General features: G+C 74.3%; 27 protein-coding genes. 19 read left to right on the top strand and 8 right to left on the bottom strand.

Annotated features, from left to right (window positions below; all coding sequences use genetic code 11):
* Positions 1-6 precede the first annotated feature (6 nt).
* Positions 7-1,350, bottom strand: a complete 1,344-nt coding sequence (locus FFT21_RS07845; RefSeq protein WP_137813099.1) for a sensor histidine kinase — start codon at positions 1,348-1,350, stop codon at positions 7-9.
* Positions 1,347-2,096 (bottom strand): response regulator transcription factor, encoded by a 750-nt coding sequence (locus FFT21_RS07840; RefSeq protein WP_137813098.1) that lies wholly within the window; start codon positions 2,094-2,096, stop codon positions 1,347-1,349. Before FFT21_RS07840 ends, FFT21_RS07845 begins: the two co-directional genes overlap by 4 nt.
* 343 nt (positions 2,097-2,439) lie before the next feature.
* Here FFT21_RS07840 and FFT21_RS07835 point away from each other — a divergent pair, with 343 nt between their 5' ends.
* The 6 genes from FFT21_RS07835 to FFT21_RS07810 all read left to right on the top strand — a co-directional run bounded on the left by FFT21_RS07835 (position 2,440) and on the right by FFT21_RS07810 (position 7,225).
* Positions 2,440-3,555, top strand: a complete 1,116-nt coding sequence (locus FFT21_RS07835) for a LolA family protein (RefSeq protein WP_137813097.1) — start codon at positions 2,440-2,442, stop codon at positions 3,553-3,555.
* 14 nt (positions 3,556-3,569) lie between these two features.
* Positions 3,570-4,583, top strand: coding sequence for an ABC transporter ATP-binding protein (locus FFT21_RS07830; protein ID WP_137813202.1), 1,014 nt, complete (start codon positions 3,570-3,572; stop codon positions 4,581-4,583).
* Positions 4,584-4,746: 163 nt separating this feature from the next.
* Positions 4,747-5,631, top strand: a complete 885-nt coding sequence (locus FFT21_RS07825; RefSeq protein ID WP_137813096.1) for an ABC transporter permease subunit — start codon at positions 4,747-4,749, stop codon at positions 5,629-5,631.
* A 123-nt stretch (positions 5,632-5,754) separates the two neighbouring features.
* Entirely contained in the window at positions 5,755-6,054 is a 300-nt protein-coding gene (locus FFT21_RS07820) for a 4a-hydroxytetrahydrobiopterin dehydratase (protein ID WP_137813095.1), read from the top strand.
* A gap of 84 nt (positions 6,055-6,138) precedes the next feature.
* Complete coding sequence (locus tag FFT21_RS07815; RefSeq protein WP_137813094.1) at positions 6,139-6,813, top strand: YoaK family protein; 675 nt, start codon at positions 6,139-6,141, stop codon at positions 6,811-6,813.
* Positions 6,814-6,895: 82 nt separating this feature from the next.
* Complete coding sequence (locus tag FFT21_RS07810) at positions 6,896-7,225, top strand: hypothetical protein (protein ID WP_137813093.1); 330 nt, start codon at positions 6,896-6,898, stop codon at positions 7,223-7,225.
* Between the two features lie 60 nt (positions 7,226-7,285).
* Here FFT21_RS07810 and FFT21_RS07805 read toward each other — a convergent pair whose 3' ends face one another.
* Positions 7,286-7,615, bottom strand: coding sequence for a YnfA family protein (locus FFT21_RS07805; RefSeq protein ID WP_137813092.1), 330 nt, complete (start codon positions 7,613-7,615; stop codon positions 7,286-7,288).
* 9 nt (positions 7,616-7,624) lie between these two features.
* The gene (ychF, locus tag FFT21_RS07800) at positions 7,625-8,707 is read right to left on the bottom strand and encodes a redox-regulated ATPase YchF (RefSeq protein ID WP_137813091.1); all 1,083 of its coding nucleotides are present in this window, start codon (positions 8,705-8,707) and stop codon (positions 7,625-7,627) included.
* 72 nt (positions 8,708-8,779) lie between these two features.
* On the opposite strand from ychF, the gene FFT21_RS07795 reads away from it, so the two are divergent.
* Both FFT21_RS07795 and FFT21_RS07790 read left to right on the top strand, forming a co-directional pair.
* Positions 8,780-10,306, top strand: coding sequence for an AlkA N-terminal domain-containing protein (locus tag FFT21_RS07795; RefSeq protein WP_137813090.1), 1,527 nt, complete (start codon positions 8,780-8,782; stop codon positions 10,304-10,306).
* On the top strand, positions 10,303-10,806 hold the full coding sequence (locus FFT21_RS07790) for a methylated-DNA--[protein]-cysteine S-methyltransferase (protein WP_137813089.1): 504 nt from the start codon (positions 10,303-10,305) through the stop codon (positions 10,804-10,806). Before FFT21_RS07795 ends, FFT21_RS07790 begins: the two co-directional genes overlap by 4 nt.
* A gap of 232 nt (positions 10,807-11,038) precedes the next feature.
* On the opposite strand, the gene FFT21_RS07785 is transcribed toward FFT21_RS07790, so the two are convergent.
* Positions 11,039-14,008, bottom strand: a complete 2,970-nt coding sequence (locus tag FFT21_RS07785; protein WP_137813088.1) for an AAA family ATPase — start codon at positions 14,006-14,008, stop codon at positions 11,039-11,041.
* A gap of 52 nt (positions 14,009-14,060) precedes the next feature.
* The gene (locus tag FFT21_RS07780) at positions 14,061-15,215 is read right to left on the bottom strand and encodes an exonuclease SbcCD subunit D (RefSeq protein WP_137813087.1); all 1,155 of its coding nucleotides are present in this window, start codon (positions 15,213-15,215) and stop codon (positions 14,061-14,063) included.
* 78 nt (positions 15,216-15,293) lie between these two features.
* On the opposite strand from FFT21_RS07780, the gene FFT21_RS07775 reads away from it, so the two are divergent.
* Entirely contained in the window at positions 15,294-16,307 is a 1,014-nt protein-coding gene (locus tag FFT21_RS07775; RefSeq protein ID WP_371856740.1) for a DNA recombination protein RmuC, read from the top strand.
* Positions 16,308-16,456: 149 nt separating this feature from the next.
* Entirely contained in the window at positions 16,457-17,221 is a 765-nt protein-coding gene (locus tag FFT21_RS07770; protein WP_137813085.1) for a DUF6542 domain-containing protein, read from the top strand.
* Between the two features lie 135 nt (positions 17,222-17,356).
* Here the strand turns inward: FFT21_RS07770 and FFT21_RS07765 are convergent, their stop codons facing one another.
* A complete protein-coding gene (locus tag FFT21_RS07765) occupies positions 17,357-18,385 on the bottom strand; it encodes a 4-hydroxy-3-methylbut-2-enyl diphosphate reductase (protein ID WP_137813084.1) in 1,029 nt (342 codons plus the stop codon).
* A gap of 125 nt (positions 18,386-18,510) precedes the next feature.
* Between FFT21_RS07765 and FFT21_RS07760 the strand changes: the two genes are divergently transcribed.
* From FFT21_RS07760 to FFT21_RS29630, 4 genes are all read left to right on the top strand, one after another.
* Entirely contained in the window at positions 18,511-19,056 is a 546-nt protein-coding gene (locus tag FFT21_RS07760; RefSeq protein ID WP_137813083.1) for a lipid droplet-associated protein, read from the top strand.
* 88 nt (positions 19,057-19,144) lie between these two features.
* Entirely contained in the window at positions 19,145-20,407 is a 1,263-nt protein-coding gene (xseA, locus tag FFT21_RS07755) for an exodeoxyribonuclease VII large subunit (protein WP_137813082.1), read from the top strand.
* Positions 20,408-20,412: 5 nt separating this feature from the next.
* The gene (locus tag FFT21_RS07750; RefSeq protein ID WP_137813081.1) at positions 20,413-20,835 is read left to right on the top strand and encodes a hypothetical protein; all 423 of its coding nucleotides are present in this window, start codon (positions 20,413-20,415) and stop codon (positions 20,833-20,835) included.
* Positions 20,832-21,158, top strand: a complete 327-nt coding sequence (locus FFT21_RS29630; RefSeq protein ID WP_371856739.1) for an exodeoxyribonuclease VII small subunit — start codon at positions 20,832-20,834, stop codon at positions 21,156-21,158. The genes FFT21_RS07750 and FFT21_RS29630 overlap by 4 nt, the downstream gene beginning before the upstream one ends.
* Positions 21,159-21,324: 166 nt before the next feature.
* On the opposite strand, the gene FFT21_RS07740 is transcribed toward FFT21_RS29630, so the two are convergent.
* Positions 21,325-21,975 carry a DUF4245 domain-containing protein gene (locus FFT21_RS07740; RefSeq protein WP_137813079.1) on the bottom strand — a complete coding sequence of 217 codons (651 nt, stop codon included), beginning with the start codon at positions 21,973-21,975 and terminating at the stop codon, positions 21,325-21,327.
* Between the two features lie 399 nt (positions 21,976-22,374).
* On the opposite strand from FFT21_RS07740, the gene FFT21_RS07735 reads away from it, so the two are divergent.
* From FFT21_RS07735 to FFT21_RS07715, 5 genes are all read left to right on the top strand, one after another.
* The gene (locus FFT21_RS07735) at positions 22,375-22,554 is read left to right on the top strand and encodes a hypothetical protein (protein WP_137813078.1); all 180 of its coding nucleotides are present in this window, start codon (positions 22,375-22,377) and stop codon (positions 22,552-22,554) included.
* A complete protein-coding gene (glpX, locus tag FFT21_RS07730) occupies positions 22,551-23,636 on the top strand; it encodes a class II fructose-bisphosphatase (RefSeq protein ID WP_137813077.1) in 1,086 nt (361 codons plus the stop codon). Before FFT21_RS07735 ends, glpX begins: the two co-directional genes overlap by 4 nt.
* 201 nt (positions 23,637-23,837) lie before the next feature.
* A complete protein-coding gene (locus FFT21_RS07725; protein ID WP_137813076.1) occupies positions 23,838-24,638 on the top strand; it encodes a S1 family peptidase in 801 nt (266 codons plus the stop codon).
* 133 nt (positions 24,639-24,771) lie between these two features.
* Positions 24,772-25,368 (top strand): L,D-transpeptidase, encoded by a 597-nt coding sequence (locus tag FFT21_RS07720; RefSeq protein ID WP_225978187.1) that lies wholly within the window; start codon positions 24,772-24,774, stop codon positions 25,366-25,368.
* A 93-nt stretch (positions 25,369-25,461) separates the two neighbouring features.
* Positions 25,462-26,859: a class II fumarate hydratase gene (locus FFT21_RS07715; RefSeq protein ID WP_137813074.1), complete on the top strand. Its 1,398-nt coding sequence runs from the start codon at positions 25,462-25,464 to the stop codon at positions 26,857-26,859.
* Positions 26,860-26,986 lie beyond the last annotated feature (127 nt).

Below are 26,986 nucleotides of genomic sequence, written 5' to 3'. Positions count from 1 at the left end.
GGTGGCTCAGCAGGCGGCACGCCAGCGCACCTCGAAGCGAGCACCTCCCTCCGGTGAGTCGCCGACCCGAACCGTCCCCCTCCGACGCCGGACCACCTCGGCGACCAGCGCCAGCCCGAGCCCGAAGCCGCCGGTGGCCCGGCCGCGGTCGTCCTGCACCCGGTAGAACCGGTCGAACACCCGGGTGCGGTGCTCGGCCGGCACCCCCGGCCCGTCGTCGTCCACGACCAGCCGCACCTGCCGCCCGGCCGGCAGCACGGCCACCCGGACCAGCGCGCGGGCATGGCGGACCGCGTTGCGTAGCAGGTTGTCCAGCACCAGGGTGGCGTCGCCGCGGCTGGCCAGCGCCCACGCGGTCGAGGTGGGCGCGTCCAGCACGACCCGGGGCGGGCCGGGCGGCAGCCGGCCGACGGCCGCCTCGGCGGCGACGACCAGGTCGACCGGCTCGGCCGGCGGCAGCTCACCCGCGTCCGACCTGGCCAGCACGAGCAGGTGATCCACCAGTGTGGACATCCGCTGCGACTCCTCCACCACGGCCTTGAGGACCTCCTGGCTGAACTCCGGATCGGGGTGCGCGACGGCGACCTCGGTCTGCGCCCGGATGGAGGCAATCGGGGAGCGCAACTCGTGCGCGGCGTCCCCGGTGAACCGGCGCAGCCGCTCGGTGGCGTCGTCCCGCCGGGCCAGCAGGTTGTTCAGCGCCTCGGCCAGCGCCCGCAGCTCGTCCTTGGCGGCCGGCACGGGCAGTCGCCGTCCGGGTGGCAGCGCCCCGGCGGCGGCCCGCATGCGCTCCACCGGGTAGAGCGACCAGCTGACCACGAACCAGGTGGCGACGCCGACGGCGAGCCCGCCAAGCAGGGCGGCGCCCACCAGCCAGCGGGTGCTTCGCTGCAGGGTGACCACGTAGCCGATCAGGTCGGCGCCGGCGGCGATCAGCCGCTGGGTGCCGTCCGGCGCGGACACCACCTCGGCCACCCACCGGCGAGGCGGGTCCTCGCCGAGGTACAGCACGCCCTCGCCAGCCTTGAGGTGGCGGATGTCGGGGGCGGAAAGCCGCGGCGGTGGGCGGCCGTCCAGCGGATCACCGGCCGAGTCGAGCACCCGGAGCTCGACGCCCGTGCGCGGTGGGGCGGGAGCGCGACCAGCGGTGACCGCCGACGTCGCGGTGGCCAGCACGCCGCGCAGCTCGCTGTCGGCCGCGTCCACCAGCAGCGTGCCCACCAATCCCTCGGTCAGCCGGGCGAGCGCGAGCAGGCTGAGCACTGCCACACCGGTGGCCACCAGCGTGACGCGGAACCGCAGCGTCCGGCGCAGCCACCACTCCCTCGGCCTGCGCAGCAGGCGGATCACGGCGGACCGCCGGGGTCCGGTGACAGCACGGCCGGGTGCGGCGAACGCCCCACGGCCGCGTCCAGCTCGGATGTGGACGCGAGGTACCCGTGGCCGCGGACGGTGCGGACCACCTCGTCCGCGCCGACCGCCTCCAGCTTGCGCCGCAGGTATCCGACATACACCTCGACCGCGTTGCGGGTGGCGGCCTGCTCGTCGCCCCACACCGCGCGCAGCAGCTCGTCCTTGGTCACCACCGAGCCGGCGCGGCCGGCCAGCACGTTGAGCACGGCGTACTCGCGGGGACTGAGCGGCACGGCCTCGCCGGCCCACCGGACCTCCCTGGTGGCCCGGTCCACGACCAGGTCACCGACGCGCAGCCGGCGCGCGGAGACGTCGGCCGAGCCCCGCCGAAGCAGCGCGCGCACCTGCGCGACGAGCACCACGAACGAGAACGGCTTGACCAGGTAGCCGTCCGCGCCCAGGTCCAGCCCGTCGGCCTGGTCGAACTCGCCGTCCTTCGCGGAGACCAGCAGCACGGGTGTGTGGACGCCCTCGGCCCGCATGCGTTCCAGCACGCGGTAACCGGACAGGCCGGGCAGCATCACGTCGAGCAGCACGACGTCGAACGCGCCGGTCAACGCGGCACGCAGCGCGCTGTGGCCGTCTGCGGCGGTGACCACGTCCATGCCCTCGGCGCCCAGCCCCTTCTCCAGGGCCCTGCGCACGCCCATCTCGTCGTCCACGACGAGCACCCGCGGAATCATGCGGCCAGCATGCCGCCGCCGACCGACAGAACGGCACAGCTCTCAGCGCACTCTCAGCTCGGTAAGCGCCGTGTTCGGCTCTCAGCGTTGTCTCAGGTGCCGGGGAGCAGGCTCGGAGGCGCGTGACACGGAGATCGCGGTCACGTACGCAAGGGGCGGGAAAAGGAGCGTCAATGATCGCGTCAGGCCGCGCCACGGAAGCGACCACGGAGCGCATCCCGGCCGCCAGGCCGCACGATCACGGAGGCAGGGCGCCCCTGCGCAGCAAGCCGACGTCGCCCGCGAGCCGGGCCCTGCCCACGGGATGGTGGGCGCGCAGACTCGCGGCCGAGAAGGAGGACGCATGAACCGGAGAAGGACGGCACTGGCCGCGGCGGCGGCCGGCACCGTCGCCGGCGTGGTGGGTCTGGGAGTGCTGGCGATGCCGGCGGGGGCCGGCCCGGCGCCGTCGCTGCCGCCGACGAGCCCGGAACAACTGGTGCAGTCGGTGCTCACCGCGAAGCCGACCGCGATGAACGGCACGGTGCAGGTGGTCAACAAGCTCGGGCTGCCGGCGCTGCCCGGTCTCCCGCAGGCCGCCGACGGCACCACCGAGGCGCGGGTGTGGACCGACGGCCAGCGCCGGGGCCGGCTCTCACTGCCGCAGAACAACGGCGAGAAGGTCTACGTCGACGACGGCAGCACACTCTGGCAGTGGGACTCGACCACCAGGACGGTGACCAGGTCGCCGCAGCACGCGGAGCCGGCCAAGCCGAAGGACAAGCACGAGGGCGTGCTGCCGAACGCCACGGACCCGGCGTCCGCGGCCCAGCAGATGCTCGCCACGGTGGAGAAGACCAGCACGGTGAGCGTCGACGGCACGGACTGGGTGGCCGGCCGCCCGGTGTACGACCTGGTGCTCACGCCCAAGCCCACCGAGCGGACACTGCTGCGCGAGGTGCGCGTCGCGGCCGACTCCGAGACCCGGATCCCGGTGCGGCTCAGCGTGTTCGCCAACGGGTCATCCGACCCGGCCCTGCAGGTCGGATTCACCCAGCTCACGATCGGCCCGCAGGACCCGAAGCTGTTCCGGTTCACCCCGCCGCCCGGGGCGACGGTGCGGAACTCCGACGAGCAGCCGCAGGGTGACCACGAGAAGGCCGGGCAGTCGAGCCGGCCGACCGTCGTGGGCGACGGCTGGGACAGCGTGCTGATCGGCCGGCTGCCCGCCCAGGCGCAGCCGGGCACGTCGCGGCCGGTCACATCGCGGCCGGGCACATCCAACGACCGGCATGGCCGCAGCAGCGAGGACCCGATGGCGCTGGTGCAGCGGTTCGGCACCCCGACAAGTGGGCCGTGGGGCTCGGGCTGGCTGTTCAGTACGAAGGTCGGCACAGCGCTGGTGACATCGGACGGCCGGGTCGCCGTCGGCGCGGTGCCGGCGCAGGTGCTCACCGAGGCGATCGGTCAGGCGAAGTGACCACGCCGGGCACGATCGGGGTGGCGGAGCCGCAGGCCTCCGCCACCCCGGCGCCGCCGCTCGCCGCACGCACCCGAGGGTTGCGCAAGGTCTACCGGAAGACCGTCGCCGTGGACCGGGTCGATCTCGACGTGCCGCAGGGCGCCGTGCTCGGCATGCTCGGGCCGAACGGCTCCGGCAAGACGACCACCATCCGAATGCTGCTCGGCCTGGTTCGCCCCACCACAGGAACCGTGGAGTTGCTCGGCCACCCGCTGCCGGACGGCGCGGCCCGCGCACTGCCCCAGGTCGGTGCGCTGGTCGAGGGTCCGGGCTTCCACCCGTTCCTGTCCGGGCGGGACAACCTGCGCCGGTGCGCCGCAGCCGAGCCGCTGCTGGCCACCGGGTCGATCAGCACCGCTGTGGACGACGCTCTGGAGCGGGTCGGGCTGGCGGACGCGGCCAACCGCACCTACCGGGGGTACTCGCTGGGCATGAAGCAGCGGCTGGGACTGGCCGCCGCGCTGCTGGTTCCCCGCCGGCTGGTGGTGCTCGACGAGCCCACCAACGGGCTCGACCCGGCCGGCACCCGGGAGGTGCGGCAGGTAATCGCGGACCTGCACCGCGGCGGCACCACCGTGCTGGTGTCCTCGCACCTGCTCGCCGAGGTCGAGGCGACCTGCACGCACGTGGCCGTGCTGCACCGGGGAACAGTGGTGGCCCAGGGCGAACTGGCCGACTTGCTGGAGGCGAGCACCCCCGCGCTGCTGGTGTCCACTCCGGACGTCGACCGCGCGGTGGAGGCGCTGCGCGCCGGCGGCATCTCGACCCGGCCGTGGGAGGGTGGCGTCCGGGTGGAACTGACCGGTACGGCAGCACCGGCGGTGCTGGAGGTGCTGGTGCGGGCCGGCGTGGCGGTGCACGAGGCACGGCGCCAGCGAACCGGCCTGGAGGAGCTGTTCACCCAGCTCACCGAGGCGGATCCGGGCGAGTCGGAGACGTTCGCCGGTGCGCGGGACAGCCTGGACGTCGAGGAGGCCTTGCGATGATCCCGGCAGGTCACAGCATCCGAGACGACCGCAGCGCACACTCCGGCCGCCAGGCCGCACGATCACGGAGGCGGGGCACTCTCCCGCGGCACGCCACACGCACGCGAGACCTGCTCTGCCGACGGGATCGTGGGCGTGCAAACCCGCGGAAAGGGGCCCTGCGATGACCGTGGCAACGGATACCGCGGCGGTGGCCGCTGGCGACACACCGGCGACACCCCGGGCGGTCCAGGCCCCGCTGGGCCGGATGCTGTGGTCCGAGGTGACCTGGGTGTTGCGCCGTCCGCGCACCATCGTCTCGCTGGCGCTGCTCGGGCTGGTGCCGATCGTGGTGGCGATCGGCGTGCTGGTCGCCGATCGCGGCCAGGCGCGGGCGCCGGGCAGCGACGGCGTGTTCACCTCGATCGCCGGCAACGGACTGATGCTTCCGGTGATCGCGCTGTCGGTGTGCCTGGCGCTGCTGCTGCCGCTGGTGGGCGCGATGTCCGCGGCGGACGCGTTGGCCGGCGAGGCGGCGCACGGCACCCTGCGTGCACTGCTGATCGCCCCGGTGAGCCGGGTGCGGCTGGTGGGGATCAAGGCGTTCGGTGTGGCCGCCGTGGTGCTCACCGCCGCCACGGTGATCGCGGTGGTCGGCGTGGTCACCGGCCTGGTGCTGGTCGGCTCGCACGGCATGGTCACCTTCTCCGGCACCTCGGTGTCGCTGGGCAGCGCACTGGTCCGGGTGCTGGTGGCCACGCTGTGGGCCACGGTGCAGGTGTGGGCGGTCGCGGCGGTGGCGCTCGCGGTGTCCGCCTTCACCGAGCACCCGCTGGTGGTGATGGCCGTCACACTGGCCGGTGCGATCGTGTTCGGCGTGCTCAGCTCGATCCCGTCGCTGGACTGGCTGCAGCCGTTCCTGCTGACCGAGGGGTGGCCCTCGATCCTGGACGTGCTGCGCGACCCGATGCCGACCACGGGCCTGCTGGACGGCGTATGGCGTGCCGGGTGCTACCTGCTCATCGGCCTCTCGGTGACCCTCGCCCGCGTGGTCACCAAGGACGGCTGACCGGACTCGGCCCCGCAAGCACGGCCCATCCGCCGGCCGACGCGGCGGGCGGGTGGGCCGGCGTCCGCTGTGGACCGTCAGCCCGGGTAGCCGCCCAGCCCGGCGAGGGACCACCATGGACACATGGCCGACACGTTGAGCGACGAGCAGATTGTCGAGGCGCTACGCGGACTGTCCGGTTGGGATCGCGAGGGCGCGGCCCTGGTGCGTAGCGTGGAACTGCCCAGCTTCCCGCGCGCTATCCAGGTCGTGAACCGGGTGGCCGAGATCGCCGAGAACAACAACCATCACCCGGACATCGACATCCGGTGGCGCACCCTGGTCTTCCGGTGCACCACCCACTCGAAGGGCGGCATCACCCAGGCCGACGTGTCCCTCGCCGAGGAGATCGACGGGGTGGTGGAGGCCCTCGCCCAGAGTTGACGCTTTCCAACCGCCCGCGCACGGCGACCGGGCGCGCCCAGCTCCGATCGCGCGCTGGCGCTGGCCAGCCTAGCGTCTGAGATCATGACCGAACGGCGCGAGTCACCGCACGTGGTGGTCGTGATGCTCACACTCACCGCGGTCGCCGGAGTGGTGGACGGGGTCAGCTATGTGGGGCTGGACCGGGTGTTCACCGCCAACATGACCGGCAACGTGGTGTTGCTCGGCTTCGGAATCGGTGGCTATCGCGGTAGCTCCACGCCGGGCACCGCGGTCGCCCTCGCCTCGTTCCTCGCCGGCGCACTGCTCGGGGGGCAGGTGGCGCACCGGATCCGCCGCGCCGCTCCTGGCTACCACCAGAGGTTGTTCGGTGCCGGGCTGGGCGTGGAGGCCGGGCTGCTGGCCGCCGCGACGCTGGTCACGATGCTGGCGGGTGCCGGAACGCTGGCCGCCCGGCTGGCGATCACCATGCTGCTCGCTCTCGCCATGGGCCTGCAGACGGCGCTCGCCCGGATGTCTGGTGTGGCGGACCTGAACACCACAGTTGTGACTATGATGATCACAGGTCTGGTCGCGGAGTCCCCCCTCGCCGGTGGCACCGGACCGCGCTGGCCGCGACGCGTGCTCGCCCTGCTGTTGATGGTGTGCGGAGCCGCGCTCGGCGCCGCGTTGGTTTCGGTGCGTCCCGGATGGCCGCTGCTACTGGCGACCGCGCTGTGCGCGGGGCTTGCGCTGGCCAGCCAACGGCTTCCGGCGTGAACTGCCACACCTGAAGAAACATCCACACGTCGGAACCTGATGAACAACGTGAAGCCAGTTCACCATGCCAGAAGGGGGTCCTGTGATCAACACCGAGGTCGTCGCCGCAGCCGACGCTCCGCGCTCGCGCCGCGTCGTCACCCTGGCCGCCGTGCTCGGCCTGCTGGTGGCGGTGCTGTTCGGCGCGGCGCTGTTCGGCGCGTCGCCGGCCTACGCCAGCACCACTCCGGCGGCTCCGTCCGCCACCGCCACCGGTCACGCCAGCAACACCGCGACCAGGCACGCCGTGGCCACCCGCACGCTGCTCCCGGACCGTGACGTCCTGGTCGGTGGGCTCGCCGGCATCGCCATGCTGGGCACGGCGGGCGCCGTGCTCTGGTACACCGCGCGCAGCCGTTACCTGTACCACTGATCCCGCAGAACAACTGGGCCCGCGTCGTTCCGGCGCGGGCCCTGCCGACGGCGGGGAGTCTCACCCCCGCGGGGCGTACATGATCATCGCGACCCCGGTCAGACAGACCAGCACGCCCAGCACGTCGAAACGGTCCGGCCGGTAGCCGTCCACCAGCACGCCCCAGGCCAGCGAGCCGGCGACGAACACCCCGCCGTACGCGGCCAGGACCCGGCCGAAGTGTGCGTCCGGCTGCAGCGTCGCCACGAACCCGTACAACCCGAGCGCGACGATCCCGGCGCCAACCCACCACCAGCCCCGGTGCTCGCGCACGCCCTGCCATACCAGCCAGGCTCCGCCGATCTCCAGCCCGGCGGCGAGCACGAACAGCGTGATCGAGCGCGAAACCACGGCGAGCGGTCAGACATTGAAGCGGAATTCGACCACGTCGCCGTCGGCCATGACGTAGTCCTTGCCCTCCATGCGGACCTTGCCGGCCGCCCGGGCCGCCGCCATCGACCCGGCCTCGACGAGGTCGGCGTAGTGCACCACCTCGGCCTTGATGAAGCCGCGCTCGAAGTCGGTGTGGATCACGCCGGCGGCCTGCGGCGCGGTCCAGCCCTTTCGGATGGTCCACGCCCTGGCCTCCTTGGGTCCGGCGGTGAGGAAGGTCTGCAGGCCGAGGGTGTGGAAACCGGCGCGGGCCAGCGCGTGCAGGCCGGGCTCGGGCTGGCCGATCGTCTCCAGCAGTTCGCGCGCCGAGTCCTCGTCCAGCTCCAGAAGTTCGGCCTCGACCTTGGCGTCCAGGAACACCGCGTCGGCGGGGGCAACCAGCTCGCGCAGCTCCTTCATCCGCGCCTCGCTGGTCAGCACCGCCTCGTCGGCGTTGAACACGTACAGGAACGGCTTGGTGGTGAGCAGGTTCAGCTCGCGCAGCTCGGAGAGGGCTTCCCCGGCGAGGTCCGCGGAGAACAGCGTGCGGCCGGAGTCGAGCACCGCGCGGGCGGCCTGCGCGGCGTCCAGCGCCGGCCGCCGGTCCTTGTGGGTGCGCGCCTCCTTCTCCAGCCGGGACAGCGCGCGGTCCAGGGTCTGCAGGTCGGCGAGGATCAGCTCGGTGTTGATCGTCTCGATGTCGCTGGACGGGTTGATCTCGCCGTCGACGTGCACCACATCCGGGTCGTCGAACACCCGGATGACCTGGCAGATGGCGTTCGCCTCGCGGATGTTGGCGAGGAACTTGTTACCCAGCCCCGCACCCTCGGAGGCGCCCTTGACCAGCCCGGCGATGTCCACGAAGGACACCGTCGCGGGCACCGTCCGCGCGGCGGAGAACATCTCGGCGAGCGTGTCCAGCCGCGGGTCGGGCAGCGGCACCACGCCGACGTTGGGCTCGATCGTGGCGAACGGGTAGTTCGCGGCCACGACGTCGTTCCGGGTCAGCGCGTTGAACAGGGTGGACTTGCCCACGTTGGGCAGCCCCACGATGCCGAGGGTAAGGCTCACGACGAGCCAGTCTAGGTGGGCTCGCGGCCGGCCCGCACACGGCCGCCGGCCCGGGCCGGACACTCCACGGTCATGTCCGATTTCCGCCGGCCCTACCGCGTTCCGGCTGGCAGCATCGGTGACGTGCTGGTTGACACGGAACATGCCTACCGGGCCGTCGCCGCCCGCGACACCCGGTTCGACGGCTGCTTCGTCACGGCGGTGCGCACCACCGGGATCTACTGCCGGCCGTCCTGCCCGGCGGTCACGCCGAAGCGGCGCAACGTGGAGTTCTTCCCCACCGCGGCCGCGGCACAGTCCGCCGGGTACCGGGCGTGCCGGCGCTGCCTGCCGGACGCGGTGCCCGGCTCCCCGGAGTGGAACCTGCGCGCCGACCTCGCCGGCCGGGCCATGCGCCTGATCGCCGACGGCCTGGTGGAGCGGGAGGGCGTGCCCGGGCTGGCCCGCCGGCTGGGCTACTCCGAGCGGCACCTGACCCGGGTGCTCACCCAGGAACTCGGCGCCGGACCGCTCGCTCTGGCCAGGGCACACCGCGCGCAGGCCGCCAGGGTGCTGGTGGAGACGACGGACCTGTCGTTCGCCGACATCGCGTTCGCCGCCGGGTTCGCCAGCGTGCGGCAGTTCAACGACACGATCCGCGAGGTGTACGCCGCGAACCCGTCGGAGTTGCGCGCCGCGGCCCGCCGGCGGGCGGACCAGCCGGCACCCGCGGCGGGCCGGATCACGCTGCGGTTGCCCTACCGGCCGCCGCTGGACGCCGAGGGCCTGCTCACCTTCCTCGCCGCCCGCGCGGTGCCCGGGGTCGAGGAGGTGGCCGACGGCGGTTACGCCCGCACGCTGCGCCTGCCGCACGGGGCGGCCACCGCGCGCCTGATCCCCCGGGACGGCCACGTGCAGGCCACCCTGCACCTGGCCGACCAGCGCGATCTGGGCGCCGCGGTGGCCCGGCTACGCCGGCTGCTCGACCTGGACGCCGACCCGTGCGCGGTGGACGAGTTGCTGGCCGCCGACCCGGCGCTGGCCGGGTCGGTCGCCGCCACGCCGGGCATCCGGTTGCCGGGCAGCGTAGACGGGGCGGAGACCGTGCTGCGGGCCGTGCTCGGCCAGCAGGTCTCGGTGGCTGCCGCGCGCACCGCCGCGGCCGCGCTGGTCGCCGCGCTCGGCGACCAGCTCACCACCCCGGACGGCGGGCTGACCACGTTGTTTCCCACCCCGGCCGCGGTCGCCGAGCGGGGCGCCGAGGTGCTCACCGGCCCGGTCCGGCGGATCCGCACGGTGCTCGAGGTGAGCGCCGCGCTGGCCCAGGGCGGCCTGCAGGTCCACGTCGGCCGCACCGCTGAGGACCTGGCCGCGGAGTTGGAGACGTTCCCCGGCATCGGCCCGTGGACCGCGCAGTACGTGGTGATGCGCGTGCTCGGCGCGCCCGACGTGCTGCTGGCCAGCGACGCCGCGATGCGCCGCGGCGGTACCGCGCTCGGCCTGCCCGGCGACCCGCACCGGCTCGCGGACCGGGGCCGCACCTGGCGCCCGTGGCGGTCATACGCGGGCATGCACCTGTGGCGCGCGGGCACCAAAATCAATGCAAGGAGGACGGCATGACTTCCCAGTGGTCCACTGTGGACACGCCGATCGGCCCGTTCACCGCGGTGGTGGACGCCGACGGCGCGGTGCTCGCCTCGGGCTGGACGGCGTCGGTGGACGCGCTGCTGCCCCAGGTCGCCCCCGCGCTGCGGCGCGGCGAGGCCCGCGAGGTTCCCGACCTGGGGCCGGTCACCAGGGCGGTGCGCGCCTACCACGCCGGTGAGTGGGACGCGGTGGACGCCATCGAGGTCCGCCAGCGCTCCGGGGAGTTCCTGGAGCACGCCTGGCGGGTGCTGCGCAAGGTGCCGCCGGGCCGGCCGGTGACCTACACGGAGTTCGCCGCGCTGGCCGGCAGGCCGGCGGCGGTGCGGCCGGCGGCCGCCGCGTGCGCCCGCAACGCCGCGGCGCTGTTCGTGCCGTGCCACCGGGTGCTGCGCATCGGCGGCGGGCTCGGCGGGTTTCGCTGGGGCACCGACACCAAGCGCTGGCTGCTGGACCACGAGGCTCCGGCCGCCTGACCGCCTCGCCGGTGTGGTCCGCACGCACCGCAGACCCCACCGGCGGGTTGCTCCTGCCAAGCCCCAAACCCCGGAGCCTCCGGGGCCGGCTCAGCCCGCGATCGGGAGCAGCAGCAGCAAGCCGTCGTCCTCCTGAGCCGCAAACCCCCGGGCGGCCGCGGGCCGGCTGGGCCCGCGGTCAGCAGCGGCAGGAAGCCGTGGTTCTGCCAGGCCGCAACCCCCCGTGGCCGATTCAGCCCGCGGTGATGTGCAGCGTGGAGCCGGTGCGGGCCTTGCGCACCCGCAGCCGGACAGGGATGCGCTGGCGCAGCTCCTCCACGTGCGACACCAGGCCGACCACCCGGCCGCCGGCGCGCAACTCGTCCAGCGCGTCCATGACCACGTCCAGCGTCTCCGCGTCGAGGGTGCCGAAGCCCTCGTCCACGAACAGCGTGTCCAGCAGCGCGCCGCCGGTCTCCGCGGCCACCACGTCGGCCAGGCCCAGGGCCAGGGACAGCGACGCGAGGAACGACTCGCCACCGGAGAGCGTCTTCGCTGGGCGTTCCCGGCCGGAGTAGTCGTCCAGCACGGACAGCCCGAGCCCGCCGCGGGTGCCGCGGGGGCCGGCCTCGTCGGTGTGCACGAACGCGTACCGGCCGTGACTCATCCGCTGCAGCCGCTGCGTGGCGGCGGCCGCGACCTCGGCCAGCCGCGCGGCGAGCACGTACGACCGCAGCGACATCCGCCGGCTGTTCTGGCCGCGCCCGTTGACCACGTCGGTGAGCGCGTCCAGCTCGGCGAACTCGGCCTCGGCCGGCGCCAGCTCGGCCCATGCCGCGCGCAACCGGACGGCGAGTTCGTCCACGTCCGCGGCGCGGCCCTCGGCGGCGCGGAGCGCGGCGAGCGCCGTCTCGGACTCGGCGCGCGTGTCCCGGGCGAGGCGCTCGGCGGTGTCCAGGTCGACCTCCGTACCGGGGTCGATGCCGGCCAGTTCCGGTTCGGCGAGCGTGTGCCGGGCCGCCGCCTCCCGCCGGCGGGCCTCGTCCAGCTGCTCCTCGAGCTTGGTCAGCACCGCGTCGTCGCGGGCCGCGCCAAGTGCCTCGGCCGCGTCCACGAACCCGGCTCGGAGCGCGGCGGCCGTCACCGCGTCGCGCTGCTCGGCCAGCCGGTGGGCCGCGTCGGACCGTGCGGCGCGCGCCTCCGCCAGCGCGTTCAGGCCGTCGACCAGGGCCAGCAGGTGCCGGCGGCGGGCGGCCACGTCGGGGTACTCGCCCCTGGCCCGCTCCAGCCGCTCGGCACGCTCGGCGACCACCTCGGCCAGGTTGGCGCGGTCCACCGCGACCCGGGTCCGGTCCGTCTCGGCGCTCGCCCGCCGGCCGTGCAGCGTCTCGGCCTCCTCCTCCAGCGCGCGGACCGCGTCCCGGCGGGCGGCCACCTGTGCGGCCAGCTCGGCGGCGCGGTCGAACTCCTCGGCCACCGCGCGCAACGCCCCGGCCAGCTCGTCGGCGCCGCGACCGGCCAGCCGGTCCAGCAGCGCGACGCGGCGCTGCTCCGCGGCCTGCGCGGCCTCCATCGCTGCCTGCCGGCGAAGCTGGGCGGCGTGCTCGGCCTCGGCGGCCTCCCGCTCGTCGGCCTCGCCGACCGGATCGGCCACCGGCCGGGCGGGTTGGGGATGCTCCGCCGAGCCGCACACCGGGCACGGCTGCCCGCCGACCAGGCCGCCGGCGAGTTCCGCGGCCATCCCGTCCAGCCGCCGCTGCCGGAGGTCGAGCAGCCGCTCGCGGGCGGCGTGATGCGCCTCCACCGCGTCGGAGCGCTCCCGGTGCGCCCGCTCGACCTCCGCCTCGACCTCGGGTAGCCGCCGCGCGTCAGCCACCGCGGCGGCCAGCTCGTCCCGCCGGGCGCGCAGACCCTCCAGCCGGGCCTCGGCCTGCGCGGCCTCGTCCAGCCGCTCCCGCGCCTCCCGCACCCGCTCGGGCAGGGCGGCGAGCCGCCGGTCGAGGTCGGCCACCCGCTCGCCGGCGTCCCGCTCGGCGTCCGCCAGCGCGGCCAGGCGGGCCAGCTCCCGCTGCTGCGTGTCCGCCTCGCCGACCAGGTGGCCGAGGGCACCGGCCTGCTGCTGAAGGTCGCCCGCGGTGCGGCGCAGCGCGGCCGCGTCGAGATTGTCCGCGGGATGGCCGAGGTCGGCGACGGCACGCGCGGCGTCCCGCTCCGCCGTCTCGGCGCGGCGTAGCTCGGTCTCCAGCCGCCGGGCGGCGCGTTCCTCGGTGACCACCGGCACCGCCCGCCTGGCCGCGACGGCTTCCTCCTGCCACGCGCGGCGCTCGCCGGCGTGCTCGTCCAGCTCGGCCAGCTCGGCGGTGGCCAGCCGGACCCGGCGGACCCGGTCGGCCAGCGCCCGGCGCTCGGCCAGCCGCGCCTCGGCCGTCTCGCACGCGAGGCGGGCGTCCCGTTCCCGCGCGGCGGTCGCCGTGGCCGCCTCCGCCAGCCGGCCACGCAGCTCGGCAAGCCACGCCTCGCCCGCCGCGTCCGGTTCCGGCGGCTCCTCGCCGGCCGCCTGGGCCACCCGGGCGACGAGCTGGGCCGCGGCCTTCCTGCGGTCGTCGAGGTCCCGCCCGCGCTGCTGCCGGCGTTCCCGGAACCACTTCTCCACCTCGGCGAACCGCTCGGTGCCGAACAGCCGCTCGAGCAGGTGCTCGCGCTCGGTGGTCTCGGCGCGCAGGAACCGCGCGAAGTCGCCCTGGGGCAGCAGTACCACCTGGAAGAACTGGTCGGCGCTCATCCCGAGCAGCCGCTGCACGGTGCGGCCCACCTCGTCGATCCGGGTCAGCCCTTCGGAGGGTTGCCCGCTCGGCGGGGTGTCCAGCCACACCAGCGACGCCTTCGCCGGCTGGGTGGTGAAGCCGTCGCCGCGCTTCTTCGGCCGCTGGTACTCCGGGCTGCGGGCGATCCGGAACCGGTGCCCCTGCACGGTCAGCTCCAGGCTCACCTCGGTGGCCACCTGCGGATCGGCGTAGTCGCAGCGCAGCCGCCTGACCTCGCCCCTGGCCCCGGGCACCGAGCCGAACAGCGCGAACGCCACCGCGTCGAGCAGCGTCGTCTTCCCCGCACCGGTGTCGCCGTGCAGCAGGAACAGCCCGTCCGCGCCGAGCGCGTCGAAGTCGACGGACTCGTGGCCCGGATAGGGCCCGAACGCGGCCAGGTCCAACCGGTGCAGCCTCATCGGGCCCCACCTTCCGCGAGTTCGCGCGCGCGATCGGGGCGGCGGCCGCGGCTCACGCGTGCACCTCCGCGCGGCGCACCGCGGCGAAGGCCTCGTCCAGCAGGGCCCGCTCCCGCTGGTTCGGCCCCTCCCCGCGGCAGTCCGCCAGGAAACAGCAGGCCACCTCCTCGTCCGGCCGGCCACGGGCCGCGCCGGGATAGCGCGACGCCACCTCGGGCCGCCCGCCGTCCGGCTGCCAGTCCACCCGCACCGCGTGCGGAAAACGCTCCTGCAGCCGCCGCAACGCGTCCAGCGGCCGCACCCGGTCGGTGAGCGTGACGGACAGGTAGTGGCCGGTCAGCTCGTCGTGTGCCGGATCGGCGAGCAGGTCGGCCAGCGCGCCGCGCAACGTGCCCAGCCGGCGCGGCACCGGCAACTCGCGCGGCTCCACGCCGACCAACCCGGCCGGACCCAGCTCGACCAGCAGCACCGACTTGCGGTGGCCCGCCTCGGAGAAGGAGTACGCCAGCGGGCTGCCCGAGTAGCGCAGGTGGTCGGCCAGCCGCTGCGGTCCGTGCAGATGCCCCAGCGCGACATAGTCGACGCCGTCGAACACCGATCCCGGCACCTGCTCCACCCCGCCGACGGCGATCGCCCGCTCCGACTCGCAGCCTTGGCCGCCGGTGACGAACGCGTGCGCCAGCACCACCGAGCGCACTCCCTCGCCACGCCCGCCGAGATCCGCCCGTACCCGGCGCATCGCCTCGCCCAGCACGCCGGCGTGCCCCCGAGCCTCCCGCGCGTCCAACGCCTGCCGGGCGATCTCCGGCTCCAGGTACGGGATGCCGTACAGGGCGACCGGACCGTGCTCGTCGGCGAGCAGGACCGGCCGATCTAACTCGCCGATCCGGGTGCGCAGGTGCAGCCCGCCGGCCGCGGCGAACTCGCCGAACGCGCCCAGCCGGGGCGCGGAGTCGTGGTTTCCCGGTGTGATCACGATGCGGGCGCCGGCCTCCCGGATGCGGGCCAGCACCCGGGTGCAGACCTGCACCGCCTCGCCGGAGGGCACCGCGCGGTCGTACAGGTCCCCGGCCACCACGACCACGCCGACCCGCTCGTCGACGACCAGGTCGGCCAGCCCGGTCAGCACCGCCTCCTGGTCGCGGAGCAGGTCCCGGCCGTGGAAGGTCCGCCCCACGTGCCAGTCCGAGGTGTGCAGCACCCGCATGGCGCCAACGTAAGGGCAGCCGCCGACAGATTCCGGGATCACGCCTCGGCGCGTCACCTGACGATTTCTGTCGGGGGGATGCGTGATGATCCTTCGCGAGGTGTGAGCGTCGACCTCGATCGGGGAGGGCTCGTGACGTCTGCAGTGATCAGCACGGCGGCTGTGGTGGTGGCGCTGCTCCTGGCCGGGGCGGTGCTGCTGCTGTGGCGGCTGTACCAGGACAGCGTGCGCCGCGCCGACGCCGCGCTCGCCGCGGTGCAGCAGGAACGGGACCGTTCCGACGCGACACAGGCCGCGCTGCGCCGCTACGAGGTGGCGTTCTCCTCGATCAGCGGGCGGGGCGAGCTGGGCGAGCAGGTGCTGGTCGAGACGGCCAGGGCGCTCGGCCTGCGGGAGGGGCTGCATTTCACCGTGCAGACCGACCTGGCCGGCGGCGGATCGGTCCGGCCAGACATGGTGCTGCTGGTCGGCGGCGGCCGCAGGGTCCCGGTGGACGCCAAGATGAGCCTGGCGTGCTGGGCCGAGGCGGTGGAGACCGACGACGCCGAGGAGCGGGCCGAGGCGCTGCGGGTGCACGTGCGCAACATCCGGTCCCGGGCGGCCGAACTGGCCGGCAAGGGCTACCAGCGGTGGGCCGACGCGATCTACGGAACGATCATGTTCGTGCCCTCGGACGCCGCCGTGGTCGCGGCCATGGACACCGACGCGGACCTGCTGCGCTGGCTGCTGGACCGGCGGGTGTTCCTCTGCGGCCCCACCGGGTTCGCCGTGGTGGCCTCGGCCGCGCTGTTCGCCGCGACGGAGCGCACCCTCGCCGAGGACGTGGAGCAGGTGCGGGCGCAGGCGGCCAGGGCGCACCGGCAGGCCGGCGGCGCGATCGACGCGGCCAATCTGTCCACCACACACCTGCAACGGTTCCTGTCCGCGCGCCGCCGCGAACTGGACGCGCTGGAGAGCTTCCGCGCCGCGGTGCGGCCGCTCACCGAGACCGCGGCCAGCCCGACACCGCTGCCGGCGGTGCGCCAGGCCGACGAGGTGGCCGGCGGTTCGGCGGCGCAGCAGGTGCTGAGCCAGGAGCTGGCCGGCGAGTGAGCACGCGCGCCCGGCGCGCCGGGATCGGCGGGTGGCGCCCCGCATACGCGTCCAACGAGGCGGCGACATGCCGCGCCGGGGTGGTCCGCGAGAGGAGACTCGTATGCGGTGACAGATCGGCCGGGAGAAACGGGCTACCGTGTGCACTCGTGACCGCGACGCACGACCGGCGAACCGACCTTGACGACGTCGAACCCGACGTCACGCCGTGGACCGAGCGACCCATCGCCGGTACCGGTAGAGGGCTGCCCCTGTGGGGCACCGTGCTGTTGCCCTTGGCGCTCTCGGCGGTTGGCGCCGTGGTGGACATCCAGCGCAGCAAGGCGCCGGGCTTCATTTTCGAGGCCCTCTACCTGGTGAGCTGCGTTGTCGCGGTGTGCTGGGCGCGGCGCAGGAACGTCTTCGGGCCCACCGTGCAGCCCCCGCTGATCCTGGTGATCGCGGTGCCGCTCACCGTGCTGGTGGCAGGTGGCTCGACCGCCGGCGGTGGTGGCCTGACCGCCAAGGCGCTGTCCGTTGCCACGCCGCTGATCAACAGCTTTCCGGTGATGGCCATCACGACCGCGCTGACCGTGCTGATCGGCCTGTACCGCCGGATCAGGCAGCGCAACCCGTACGGGTCCGAGGAACGCGCGACGCGGGCGGCGGAACGGCGGCGCGAACGGGCCAACCGGCAGCGCGAGCAGGCGGCGAAGCAGCGCGCCTCCACCGCCGCCCGGCGCGGCACGCCCACCCGGGGTGCGGCCGCCTCGGCCGACGCCGGCCGGCGCGGATCGTCGGAGCGCTCTACCGGGTCGGCACGGGGCGGCGCGGGTCAGCGTGGCCAGCAGGCGCGCGGCGGGCGGCAGAGTCCATCGGCGCGCGGCGGTCGCCCGACGCCGCAGCCTCGCCGCCGGCGGTCCGACGACCGCTGATCGGCGGCCACGGCTGATCGCCCGTCACCGCTGATCGGCGGCCGCACTCGAAGGTCGCGCCCAATTTCGCGGTCAACCCCGCTCGGGTCGGCGCGCTGATCAGCGGCCACGGCTGATCGCGCCGCGGCGATCGCGTCAGCGCACCAGGTCCTTGCGCAGCTCCCGGGGCAGTGCGAACGCGACCTTCTCGTTGGCCGTGGTGACCTCTTCGACGTCCGCCCAGCCGCGCTCGGCCAACCAGGACAGCAGCTGCATAACCAGCACGTCCGGCACCGAGGCACCGCTGGTCACGCCGATCGTGCCGACGCCGTCCAGCCAGGACTCGTCGACCTCGTCGGCGTAGTCGATCAGGTGCGCGTCCCGCGCGCCGGCGTTGCGCGCCACCTCGACCAGCCGCTTGGAGTTGGACGAGTTCTGCGAGCCGACCACGAGCACCAGGTCGCACTCGGCGGCCATCGCCTTCACCGCGACCTGACGGTTCTGCGTGGCGTAGCAGATGTCGTCGCTGGGCGGGTCCTGCAGTTCCGGGAACCGCTCCCGAAGCTGGTTCACCCGCTCCATGGTCTCGTCGACACTGAGCGTGGTCTGCGACAGCCAGATCACCTTGGACGGGTCACGCACCTGGACCTTGTCCACGTCCTCGGGCCGGTCCACCAACTGGATGCGCTCCGGGGCCTCACCGGAGGTGCCCTCGACCTCCTCGTGCCCCTCGTGGCCGATCAGCAGGATGTCGTAGTCATCCCGGGCGAACCGCTTGGCCTCCTGGTGCACCTTGGTGACCAGCGGGCAGGTGGCGTCGATGGTGCGCAGGTTCCGCTGCTTCGCGCCGTCGTGCACCGCCGGCGCGACGCCGTGCGCGGAGAACACCACGAGCGCGCCCTCGGGCACCTCGTCCGTCTCCTCGACGAAGATCGCGCCACGCTTTTCCAGCGTCTCCACCACGTGCTTGTTGTGCACGATCTGCTTCCGCACGTACACCGGCGGTCCGTAGGTCTCCAGCGCCTTCTCCACCGTCACCACGGCCCGGTCCACCCCGGCGCAGTAACCGCGGGGCTTGGCCAGCAGCACCCGCTTCGGCTTCGTGGTCTGCGTGTCGCCGCTGCTCACGTCGGAACCGCCGGTCTCGATGCTGCCCGGTTCGGTGCTCGGCTGGGAAGCGCTCATGGTGCCCAGGGTACGGGCGAGGCCGCCGGAGAGCAGCGCCCCGCAGGGATCGTCGGCGGGTGAGCGCGGTTACGTGCGGGGCGCCCGCTGGGCAGGAGGGGGGCCGCTGGGGCAGGCTAGAACACATGAAGTGCCTACCGCTTCCGGTACGCGTGGCAGCCGGGCTCGCGGTGACCGCCGTGGACGAGGCGCGCCGCCTGCCGCAGCAGCTGGCCGGTCTGCCGGTGACGCTGGTCAGCCAGGCGCTGCAGCTGTCCATGCGGGTCCAGCAGACGGTCACCGAGCTGGCCATCAAGGGCGACGACCTGCTGGCCGGACTGCGCCCGGCGCCGGAGACGCCGGAGTGGGCCACCTTCGACGAGGACCTCCCGGAGCCGGGCGCGGGCGGGCCGGACGTGGCCGACCCGTGGGCGCAGGAGGAGCGGGCCCTGGCCGAGGAGCACGTCGAGGGCGAGTTCGACAGCGGCGCCGAGGGCACCGACGGCGAGGGGCCGGACGCGCTGCCCGAGTACGGCGAGCTGAGCCTGCCCCAGTTGCGCGGCAGGCTGCGCCGGCTGTCCGCGGTGCAACTCGAGGAGCTGCTGGCGTACGAGCGGGAGCACGCCGCGCGGCCGGAGTTTCTCGGCATGCTGGAACGGCGCCTGCTCACCGTGCGCAACCAGCAGCGCTGACTGAAGGCCGCCGGCCCGAGCGCCGATTGTCCGCTCGGCGCGTGTTCCGGCGCGCCGCGCCCACCAGCCCAGAAGGGATCGCCCGACCGTGACGTCCACCGGCCCCACCACCGCGGAGCACCCCTGGCCGGTGCGGACCGTGGCCCGCAAGATCGCCGAGTGGATCAACCGGCTGGGCGCGGTGTGGGTCGAGGGCCAGCTCACCCAGGTGTCCGTGCGGCCGGGCAACTCCACCGCCTTTCTCACGCTGCGTGACCCGGCCGCCGACGTCTCCATGACGGTGACCTGCCCAGCGGCGCTGCTGCGCGGCATGGAGCCGCCGCCCGCGGAGGGCAGCAGGGTGGTGGTGCACGGCCGGCCGACCTACTACGTGGGCCGGGGCACGCTGAGCCTGCGGGTCGACGAGATCCGCGCGGTGGGCATCGGTGAGCTGCTGGCCAGGATCGAGCGGCTGCGCCGGCTGCTCGCCGCGGAGGGCCTTTTCGACACGGCGCGCAAGCGCCGGCTGCCGTTCCTGCCCCGCCGGGTCGGCTTGATCACCGGCCGGGCCTCGGCCGCGGAACGGGACGTGCTCACCAACGCCAGGGGACGCTGGCCGGCCGCCCGGTTCCGGGTGATCAACGTCGCGGTGCAAGGCCCGCTCGCGGTGCCCCAGATCCGCACCGCACTGTCCACTCTAGACGCCGACCCGGAGGTGGACGTGATCGTGGTGGCCCGTGGCGGTGGCAGCGTGGAGGACCTGCTGCCGTTCTCCGACGAGGCGCTGTGCCGGGCGGTGGCGGCCTGCCGCACGCCGGTGGTCAGCGCGGTGGGCCACGAACCGGACACCCCGCTGCTGGACCACGTGGCCGACCTGCGCTGCTCCACACCCACCGACGCGGGCAAGCGGGTGGTGCCGGACGTGGCCGAGGAGACCGCGCGCATCCACCAACTCCGGGACCGGGCGCGCCGGGCCCTGCACGGCTGGGTGGACCGGGAACGGCGGCTGCTGGACGCGCTGCGCAGCCGCCCCTGCATGGCCGACCCGTACGGTCCGCTGGACCGGCGCGGTGAGGAGTTGTTCGCGCTGCGCGAACGGGCGCGTCGCGCGATGCTCGCTCGGATCGTGGCGGAGCAGACTGAGCTGGTAGCGATCCGATCACGCTTGACGACCCTCGGACCGGCGGCCACCCTTGCCCGCGGGTACGCGATCGTCCAGCGGTTCGGGCCCGACGACGTGCCGCATGTGGTCCGCTCGGTCGCCGATGCACCCCCGGGAACGCGGCTGCGGGTGCGGCTCGTTGACGGAGTGGTGCAGGCGGTCGTGCCAACGGAGCCGGAGGTGCCGGCCGGTAGCGGCGAGCGGAGGTGAGTGCGGTGCCATACCAGGCCCAGGGCCCCACCTTCCTTCCGCTCACCGTGGCCGCGGCCCGGGCGGCGGCGATCGACCGATGCGCTCCGGCGGAGCGCGGCAGCGCCGACATCGTGCAGCGCCGCGCCGAAGCCGCCGAGGCCACGGCGGCCGCCTGCTGGACCGCGCTGCTCGCCGGGTGCGACTCGCCGGCCCGCCGGGCCCTGCCGGCGAGGCTGCGCGAACTCACCGAGGCGACGTCCAGCTACGCGGGCATCGGCAGCGGCTCGGTGCACTGCCGCAGGGTCACCCAGGCCCAGGTGCGCATCGACGAGGCGGTGCGGGACGGCGACGGCGAGGAGTTCGCCGAGGCGTTCGTCGGCTACGACCAGGCCGTGGCCACCGCCGTGGTATGCGGGCAGGGCCGGATGGGGAGCCCCACATCGTGACCCCCGACGACGCGATCCGTCCCGAGGCGCCGGCAGCCGGCCCCGGCGACGCGACCCCAGCCGCCGAGCCGGCGGGCGGCAACGGGCGGCAGATCCCGGACGAACTCGGCGGGCTCGGCTACGAGCAGGCGCGCGACGAACTCGTCGAGGTGGTGCGCCGGCTGGAGGCCGGTGGCCTGTCCCTGGAGGAGTCGCTGGCGCTGTGGGAGCGCGGCGAGTCGCTGGCCCGGGTCTGCGAGCGGCACCTCGCCGGCGCGCGGGAACGCATCGACACCGCGCTGGCCGTGGTTGAGGAGGACGTTCCCACCGAGGAACCCGAGTAGCGGCGGAGCCGCTGCCAGGTCGACGTGGCGCAACTCGGCGGGCGAGCGCCGGGGCCTCGCGGCACGGTCACCGGCTTCACGCCGGCGCTGACCGGCCTCCGGCGATGTCCGCAGCACCGGCGCCGACCCGGCCACGGCGATCTCCACAGCACCGATGCGGACCCGGCTACGGCGATCTCGGCAGTACCGGCGCGGACTGCGCGGCGGCGGCGAGCGTGCGGAACTCGTCCGGCGAGCCGCTGCCGGTGATCAGCAGCCGCACCCCGCCCAGGTCGGTCAGCCAGGACGGTTCGTCGCGCAGCCCGGGATAGACGGTCCACTGCCGACCGGCCACGTCCACCGTGCCGGTGGACACCGGGTTCTCGCCGGGCGGTCGCCCCGCCTCGAACCTGGCGAGGTCGGCGGAGTCGGCCGAGGACTGGGCGAAGCGCAGGTACCGGCCGGCCGCGGTGAGCCAGCCCACCTGGACCACCCGCGGCCCGCCCGGGGTGGCGCCGGCATCGGACACGTCGGCCGAGTTGGCCCGCCAGCCGGCGGGCAGCCGCGGGTCGCGTACCGAGAACCCGACCCGGGCTGCGGCGCTGCGCAGTTCGGCGGACTGGTCCACGGTGGGCACCGCGTGCGGGTCCACCGAGATGCCGCCCGGGCTGAACGAGCAGCCCCTGCTCAGCCCGGTGAGCACCAACACCATGCCGGCCAGCACGGCAAGGGAGAGCCCGAGGTCGCGCAGGGTACGGCCGCCCCGACCCCGGGCCGGGGACGTGTTCGGCCGCTCGCCGCTCCGCTGCCGCCCGGCGGGACCCTCGGAGGATGTCACGGTCCCATCGTCTCAGTGCCGGTTCCGGTGCGCGCACCACGATCGCCCGGCGGGACGCGGCACCGCGCGGAGCCGGCCCGCTGCGCTCGTGGGGCTTCGCCCGGGGCGTGCGTTTGGGGGGTTCGCCCCGGCGCGCTCCCATGCTCGTCCGCCCAGTTCCGGAACAGGCCGTCAGGCGCGTACCGGGTACCAGGTACCGCTGTCCGGGCGCGCTTTCTCACGTCCGCGGAGGGCTTCGCGGCCTGGCCCGGACGGGCTCACGTACGTGCCCCGCGTGCTGATCTGGGAGGATTCGGGTAACAGGGACGGGGCGTCACGGCACCGCACGCGGTGCCGGCCTTCGCCCGATCGCCGAACATCGTTCCCGCGCGGCATCGCGCGGGGCCCGCGGGAGTTTCCGTGACCGTGTCGAGCCGCGGCAGCCGAGACGACGCCGGCGCGTGCCAGCGCGCGGGAGATCGGCCCCGGCGCTCGGGGCGGCCAGGTGCCGGCGCGGAGGACGCGGCCCGGGTACGTGTGGCGCACCCTGGCGGCGCCGTCGCGGTCGCGCGCGAACTCGTGGAGAAGGAGGCCGAATGAACACGACGGGCCGGTTCACCGACACCACCGAGTCGGGTTCGCCGGGCACCGGGCGGCGGCGTGAAGCACCCGACCGCAACCTGGCGATGGAGCTGGTGCGAGTCACCGAGGCGGCCGCGATGGCCGCAGGCCGGTGGGTCGGCAGGGGCGACAAGAACGGCGGCGACCAGGCCGCCGTGGACGCCATGCGCAAGCTGATCGGCACGGTCTCCATGCGCGGCGTCGTGGTGATCGGCGAGGGCGAGAAGGACGAGGCGCCGATGCTCTACAACGGCGAGCAGGTCGGCAACGGAAACGGCCCGGAGTGCGACGTCGCGGTGGACCCGATCGACGGGACCACGCTGATGAGCAAGGGCATGCCGAACGCGCTGGCCGTGATGGCGGTGACCGAGCGGGGCGCGATGTTCGACCCCTCCGCCGTGTTCTACATGGAGAAGCTCGCGGTGGGCCCGGAGGCGGCCGACGTGGTGGACATCGAGGCGCCGGTGGCGGAGAACGTCCGCCGGGTCGCCGAGGCCAAGCACAGCGACGTTTCCGACGTGACCGTCTGCATCCTGGACCGGCCGCGGCACGAGCAGCTGGTCAAGGAGGTCCGCGAGGCGGGCGCCCGGATCCAGTTCATCACGGACGGTGACGTTGCCGGCGCGATCTCGGCGGCCCGCCCGGACACCGGTGTGGACATGCTGATGGGTATCGGCGGCACACCCGAGGGGATCATCGCGGCCTGCGCCATGAAGTGCATGGGCGGCGCGATCCAGGGCAGGCTGTGGCCCAAGGACGACGAGGAGCGGCAGAAGGCCATCGACGCCGGGCACGACCTCGGCCGGGTGCTCAGCACCGACGACCTGGTCAGCGGGGAGAACGTGTTCTTCTGCGCGACCGGTGTCACGGACGGCAGCCTGCTCCGCGGGGTGCACTACCAGGCCGGCGGCTGCACCACCCAGTCGATCGTGATGCGGTCCAAGTCGGGCACGGTGCGGCTGATCGACGGCTTCCACCGGCTGACCAAGCTGCGCCAGTACTCCTCGGTGGACTTCGACCGGGCCGGCGACGGCGAGTCGGCCCCGCCCCCGCTGCCTTGATCCGGCAGGAGCCCGGCCGTCCCGGGCCATCTTGGGATGTGTCCCGGACGGCCGGCGGCTCACCCTCTCCGGGGTGTTAGTTCTTGACCGATCTGGGTGGCAGTTCGCCAATACCTCCCATCGCCGCTGTCACCGGCCTGTTCTCTCTCTTACGTTCCGCAACATTCCCGCTGCGCGGGCGGGCATGGAAGGAGAGAGAACATGACCGCAGGTTCTCTGGTTCGGGGACTTCTCGCCGCGGCCGTCACCGCCGTGAGCACCGTCGCCGGTGCCGTGGGTGCGGCGGACGGCCCGTCCGCCGCCGCGGCGGGCGGGCCGGAGCCGTTCATCGTCGGCGGCACCAGCGTGGACCGGGCGTACCCGTTCATGGCGTCGCTGCAGGACACCGCCGGCCACCACTTCTGCGGCGGGTCGCTGGTCGGGCCGGCGTGGGTGGTCACCGCCGCGCACTGTGTGCTCGACCTCCGGCCAAGCCAGCTCCGGCTGCGCATCGGCAGCATGGACCGCACCGCCGGGGGCGAACTGGTCGGCGCCAGCGGGTTCACCGTGCACCCCGGCTACGACGGGCACTCACCGGGCAACGACATCGCCCTCATCCACCTGGACACCGCGGTGCACGCGGCGCCGGTGACGATCGCGGCCGGCTCCGGCGGCCCGGGCACCAGGACCCGGATCATCGGCTGGGGGCAGACCTGCCCGCAGCCCAACGGGTGCGCCATCCCGCAGACCCTCCGGCAGCTCGACACCCAACTCGTCGACCCGGCGCGGTGCACGCACATCGACGCCGCGCACGAGCTGTGCACGGACAACCCGCACGGCGACGCCGGCGCGTGCTACGGCGACTCCGGCAGCCCGCAGCTACGCCTGGTGGCCGGCGTCTGGCAGCTCATCGGGGCCACCAGTCGCAGCGGCAACGACGATCCGACCTGCGCCACCGGCCCGTCGATCTACACCGACGTGACCGCGTACGCCGGCTGGATCGCGGCGCACACCGGCGGCTGAGCCCCACCGGCGCCGCGGCTGTGGCCGTATCGTTGCCCTCGATCGGGTGACGGCGGGCCACGATGGGGTGCCCGGCGGGTACCTCCGGAGAGGTAACCGCTTCGCCAGCCGAAGAGGGCGGGGGTGTTTGACTGTGCGAGCAACGAGGGCACTGGTCGCGGCCGTGGCCGCCACGGGAGCGACGCTCGTCGCCGCCTGCAACCCTGGTGTCGCCGCGCCGGCGCACACCGGCACCGTGGCCGCGCCGGCCGCCGGCGCGGTCCGGCCGAGCAGTGCCGCCCCGGCCGGCACGGCGGCTCCGGCCGCCCCGGTCCTGGTGCAGCCGGCGAAGGCGGCCAACCCGTCGCCGAAGCCGCAGGCACGCCCGCGGCCGGCGGTGGGCGCCCCGTGCAGCGCGACGGCACGGGCCTGCGTCGACCTGTCGGCCAACCAGGCCTGGCTGCTCAAGGACGGCAACGTGGTCTACGGGCCGGTGCCGATCACCTCGGGCAAGCCGGGACACCGCACCCCGCCGGGCACGTACCGCGTGCAGTGGAAGGACAAGGACCACCGCAGCAGCGAGTTCAACAACGCACCCATGCCGTACTCGGTGTTCTTCTACAGCGGCATGGCCTTCCACGCGGGCAGCCTGAACGCCCAGTCGCACGGCTGCATCCACCTGTCCACCGCGGCGGCCAAGACGTTCTTCAACGTCCTCGCCGTCGGGGACGTGGTGCAGATCGTCCCGTGACCGCCGCGCGTGCGGGCCGCGGGGAGGAGCCGCGGCCCGCACGTTGCCGACGTCACCCTGCCCGCCGGCGGACGAAGGTCCAGACTGACGCACATGGGCGACGAGCAGTACCGCGTGGAACACGACACCATGGGCGAGGTCCGGGTGCCCGTGGACGCGTTGTGGCGGGCCCAGACGCAGCGGGCCGTGGCGAACTTCCCGATCTCCGGGCGCCGGTTGGAGCGGGCACAACTCCGCGCGCTCGGCTTGGTCAAGGCCGCCTGCGCCCGGGTGAACGAGCGGCTGGGCGTGCTGGACGCCGAGCTCGCCCAGGCCATCGCGGCCGCCGCCGACGAGGTGGCCGAGGGCCGCCACGACGAGCAGTTTCCGGTCGACGTGTTCCAGACCGGCTCGGGCACCTCGTCCAACATGAACGCCAACGAGGTGATCGCCACCCTCGCCGCCCGCCGGCTCGGCCGCGAGGTGCACCCCAACGACCACGTGAACGCGTCCCAGTCGTCCAACGACGTGTTCCCCACCACCATCCACCTGGCGGCCACCGAGGCGGTGGTGCGGGACGTGCTGCCCGCGCTGGAACACCTCGCCGACACCCTCGGCCGGCGCGCCAAGGACTGGTCGGACGTGGTGAAGGCGGGTCGCACGCACCTAATGGACGCGGTGCCGATCACGCTCGGTCAGGAGGCCGCCGGCTGGGCCGCGCAGGCCCGCAACGGCGTGCAGCGGCTGGGTTCCGCGCTCCCCCGGCTCGGCGAGCTGCCCATCGGCGGCACAGCCGTGGGCACCGGGCTGAACACGCCGGAAGGCTTCGGCGCCGGGGTGGTCGAGGAACTGGTCGCCGTCACCGGGCTGCCGCTGTCCGAGCCGAGCGACCACGTCGAGGCGCAGGGTGCTCGGGACGGGCTGGTCGAGCTGTCCGGCCAGCTCCGCACGGTCGCCGTGTCGCTGTTCAAGGTCGCCAACGACCTGCGCTGGATGGGTTCCGGGCCGCGCACCGGCCTGGCCGAGCTGCGGCTGCCCGACCTGCAGCCCGGCTCGTCGATCATGCCCGGCAAGGTCAACCCAGTGATCTGCGAGGCGACCATGATGGTCGCCGCCCAGGTGATCGGCAACGACGCCGCCGTCGCGTTCGCTGGCGCCCAGGGCAACTTCGAGTTGAACGTGATGATGCCGGTGATGGCCCGCAACGTGCTGGAGTCCTGCCGGCTGCTCGCCTCGGTGGCCACGCTGCTCGCGGACAAGGTGGTCGCCGGCGCCGAGGCCGACGTGGACCGGATGCGGGAGTACGCCGAGTCGTCCCCGTCCATCGTCACGCCGCTGAACCGCTATCTCGGCTACGAGGAGGCGGCGTCCATCGCCAAGCAGGCGCTGGCCGAACGGAAGACGATCAAGGACGTGGTGCTGGAACGCGGCCACGTGGACGCCGGCCGGATCACCGCCGAGCAACTCGACGCCGCGCTGGACGTGCTGCGGATGGCGCGCGGCGACCGCTGACCAGGGCTCCGGACCGGGCGGCGCCGGACCCGGGGCGCCCGGTGGCCCCGGCACCGGGGGCCGGCCCGCCGGCCGCGGCGGGGTCCGGTGCCGCGCGGCGCAGGCCCGCACCGAGCCGGCGCACCGG

The organism is Gandjariella thermophila, assembly GCF_005405885.1.
GTDB classification, from domain to species: domain Bacteria; phylum Actinomycetota; class Actinomycetes; order Mycobacteriales; family Pseudonocardiaceae; genus Gandjariella; species Gandjariella thermophila.
The sequence above is the reverse complement of the archived record's forward strand: the minus strand, read 5'-3'. Positions and strand labels throughout refer to the sequence as shown.

What these genes read in the sequence shown, in the direction of transcription:
- FFT21_RS07840 (WP_137813098.1), bottom strand. Translation starts at nt 2,096, where the DNA reads ATGATTCCGCGGGTGCTCGTCGTGGACGACGAGATGGGCGTGCGCAGG.
- FFT21_RS07835 (WP_137813097.1), top strand. Translation starts at nt 2,440, where the DNA reads ATGAACCGGAGAAGGACGGCACTGGCCGCGGCGGCGGCCGGCACCGTC.
- FFT21_RS07825 (WP_137813096.1), top strand. Translation starts at nt 4,747, where the DNA reads ATGACCGTGGCAACGGATACCGCGGCGGTGGCCGCTGGCGACACACCG.
- FFT21_RS07820 (WP_137813095.1), top strand. Translation starts at nt 5,755, where the DNA reads ATGGCCGACACGTTGAGCGACGAGCAGATTGTCGAGGCGCTACGCGGA.
- FFT21_RS07815 (WP_137813094.1), top strand. Translation starts at nt 6,139, where the DNA reads ATGACCGAACGGCGCGAGTCACCGCACGTGGTGGTCGTGATGCTCACA.
- FFT21_RS07795 (WP_137813090.1), top strand. Translation starts at nt 8,780, where the DNA reads ATGTCCGATTTCCGCCGGCCCTACCGCGTTCCGGCTGGCAGCATCGGT.
- FFT21_RS07790 (WP_137813089.1), top strand. Translation starts at nt 10,303, where the DNA reads ATGACTTCCCAGTGGTCCACTGTGGACACGCCGATCGGCCCGTTCACC.
- FFT21_RS07785 (WP_137813088.1), bottom strand. Translation starts at nt 14,008, where the DNA reads ATGAGGCTGCACCGGTTGGACCTGGCCGCGTTCGGGCCCTATCCGGGC.
- FFT21_RS07780 (WP_137813087.1), bottom strand. Translation starts at nt 15,215, where the DNA reads ATGCGGGTGCTGCACACCTCGGACTGGCACGTGGGGCGGACCTTCCAC.
- FFT21_RS07775 (WP_371856740.1), top strand. Translation starts at nt 15,294, where the DNA reads ATGCGTGATGATCCTTCGCGAGGTGTGAGCGTCGACCTCGATCGGGGA.
- FFT21_RS07765 (WP_137813084.1), bottom strand. Translation starts at nt 18,385, where the DNA reads ATGAGCGCTTCCCAGCCGAGCACCGAACCGGGCAGCATCGAGACCGGC.
- FFT21_RS07760 (WP_137813083.1), top strand. Translation starts at nt 18,511, where the DNA reads ATGAAGTGCCTACCGCTTCCGGTACGCGTGGCAGCCGGGCTCGCGGTG.
- glpX (WP_137813077.1), top strand. Translation starts at nt 22,551, where the DNA reads ATGAACACGACGGGCCGGTTCACCGACACCACCGAGTCGGGTTCGCCG.
- FFT21_RS07725 (WP_137813076.1), top strand. Translation starts at nt 23,838, where the DNA reads ATGACCGCAGGTTCTCTGGTTCGGGGACTTCTCGCCGCGGCCGTCACC.
- FFT21_RS07715 (WP_137813074.1), top strand. Translation starts at nt 25,462, where the DNA reads ATGGGCGACGAGCAGTACCGCGTGGAACACGACACCATGGGCGAGGTC.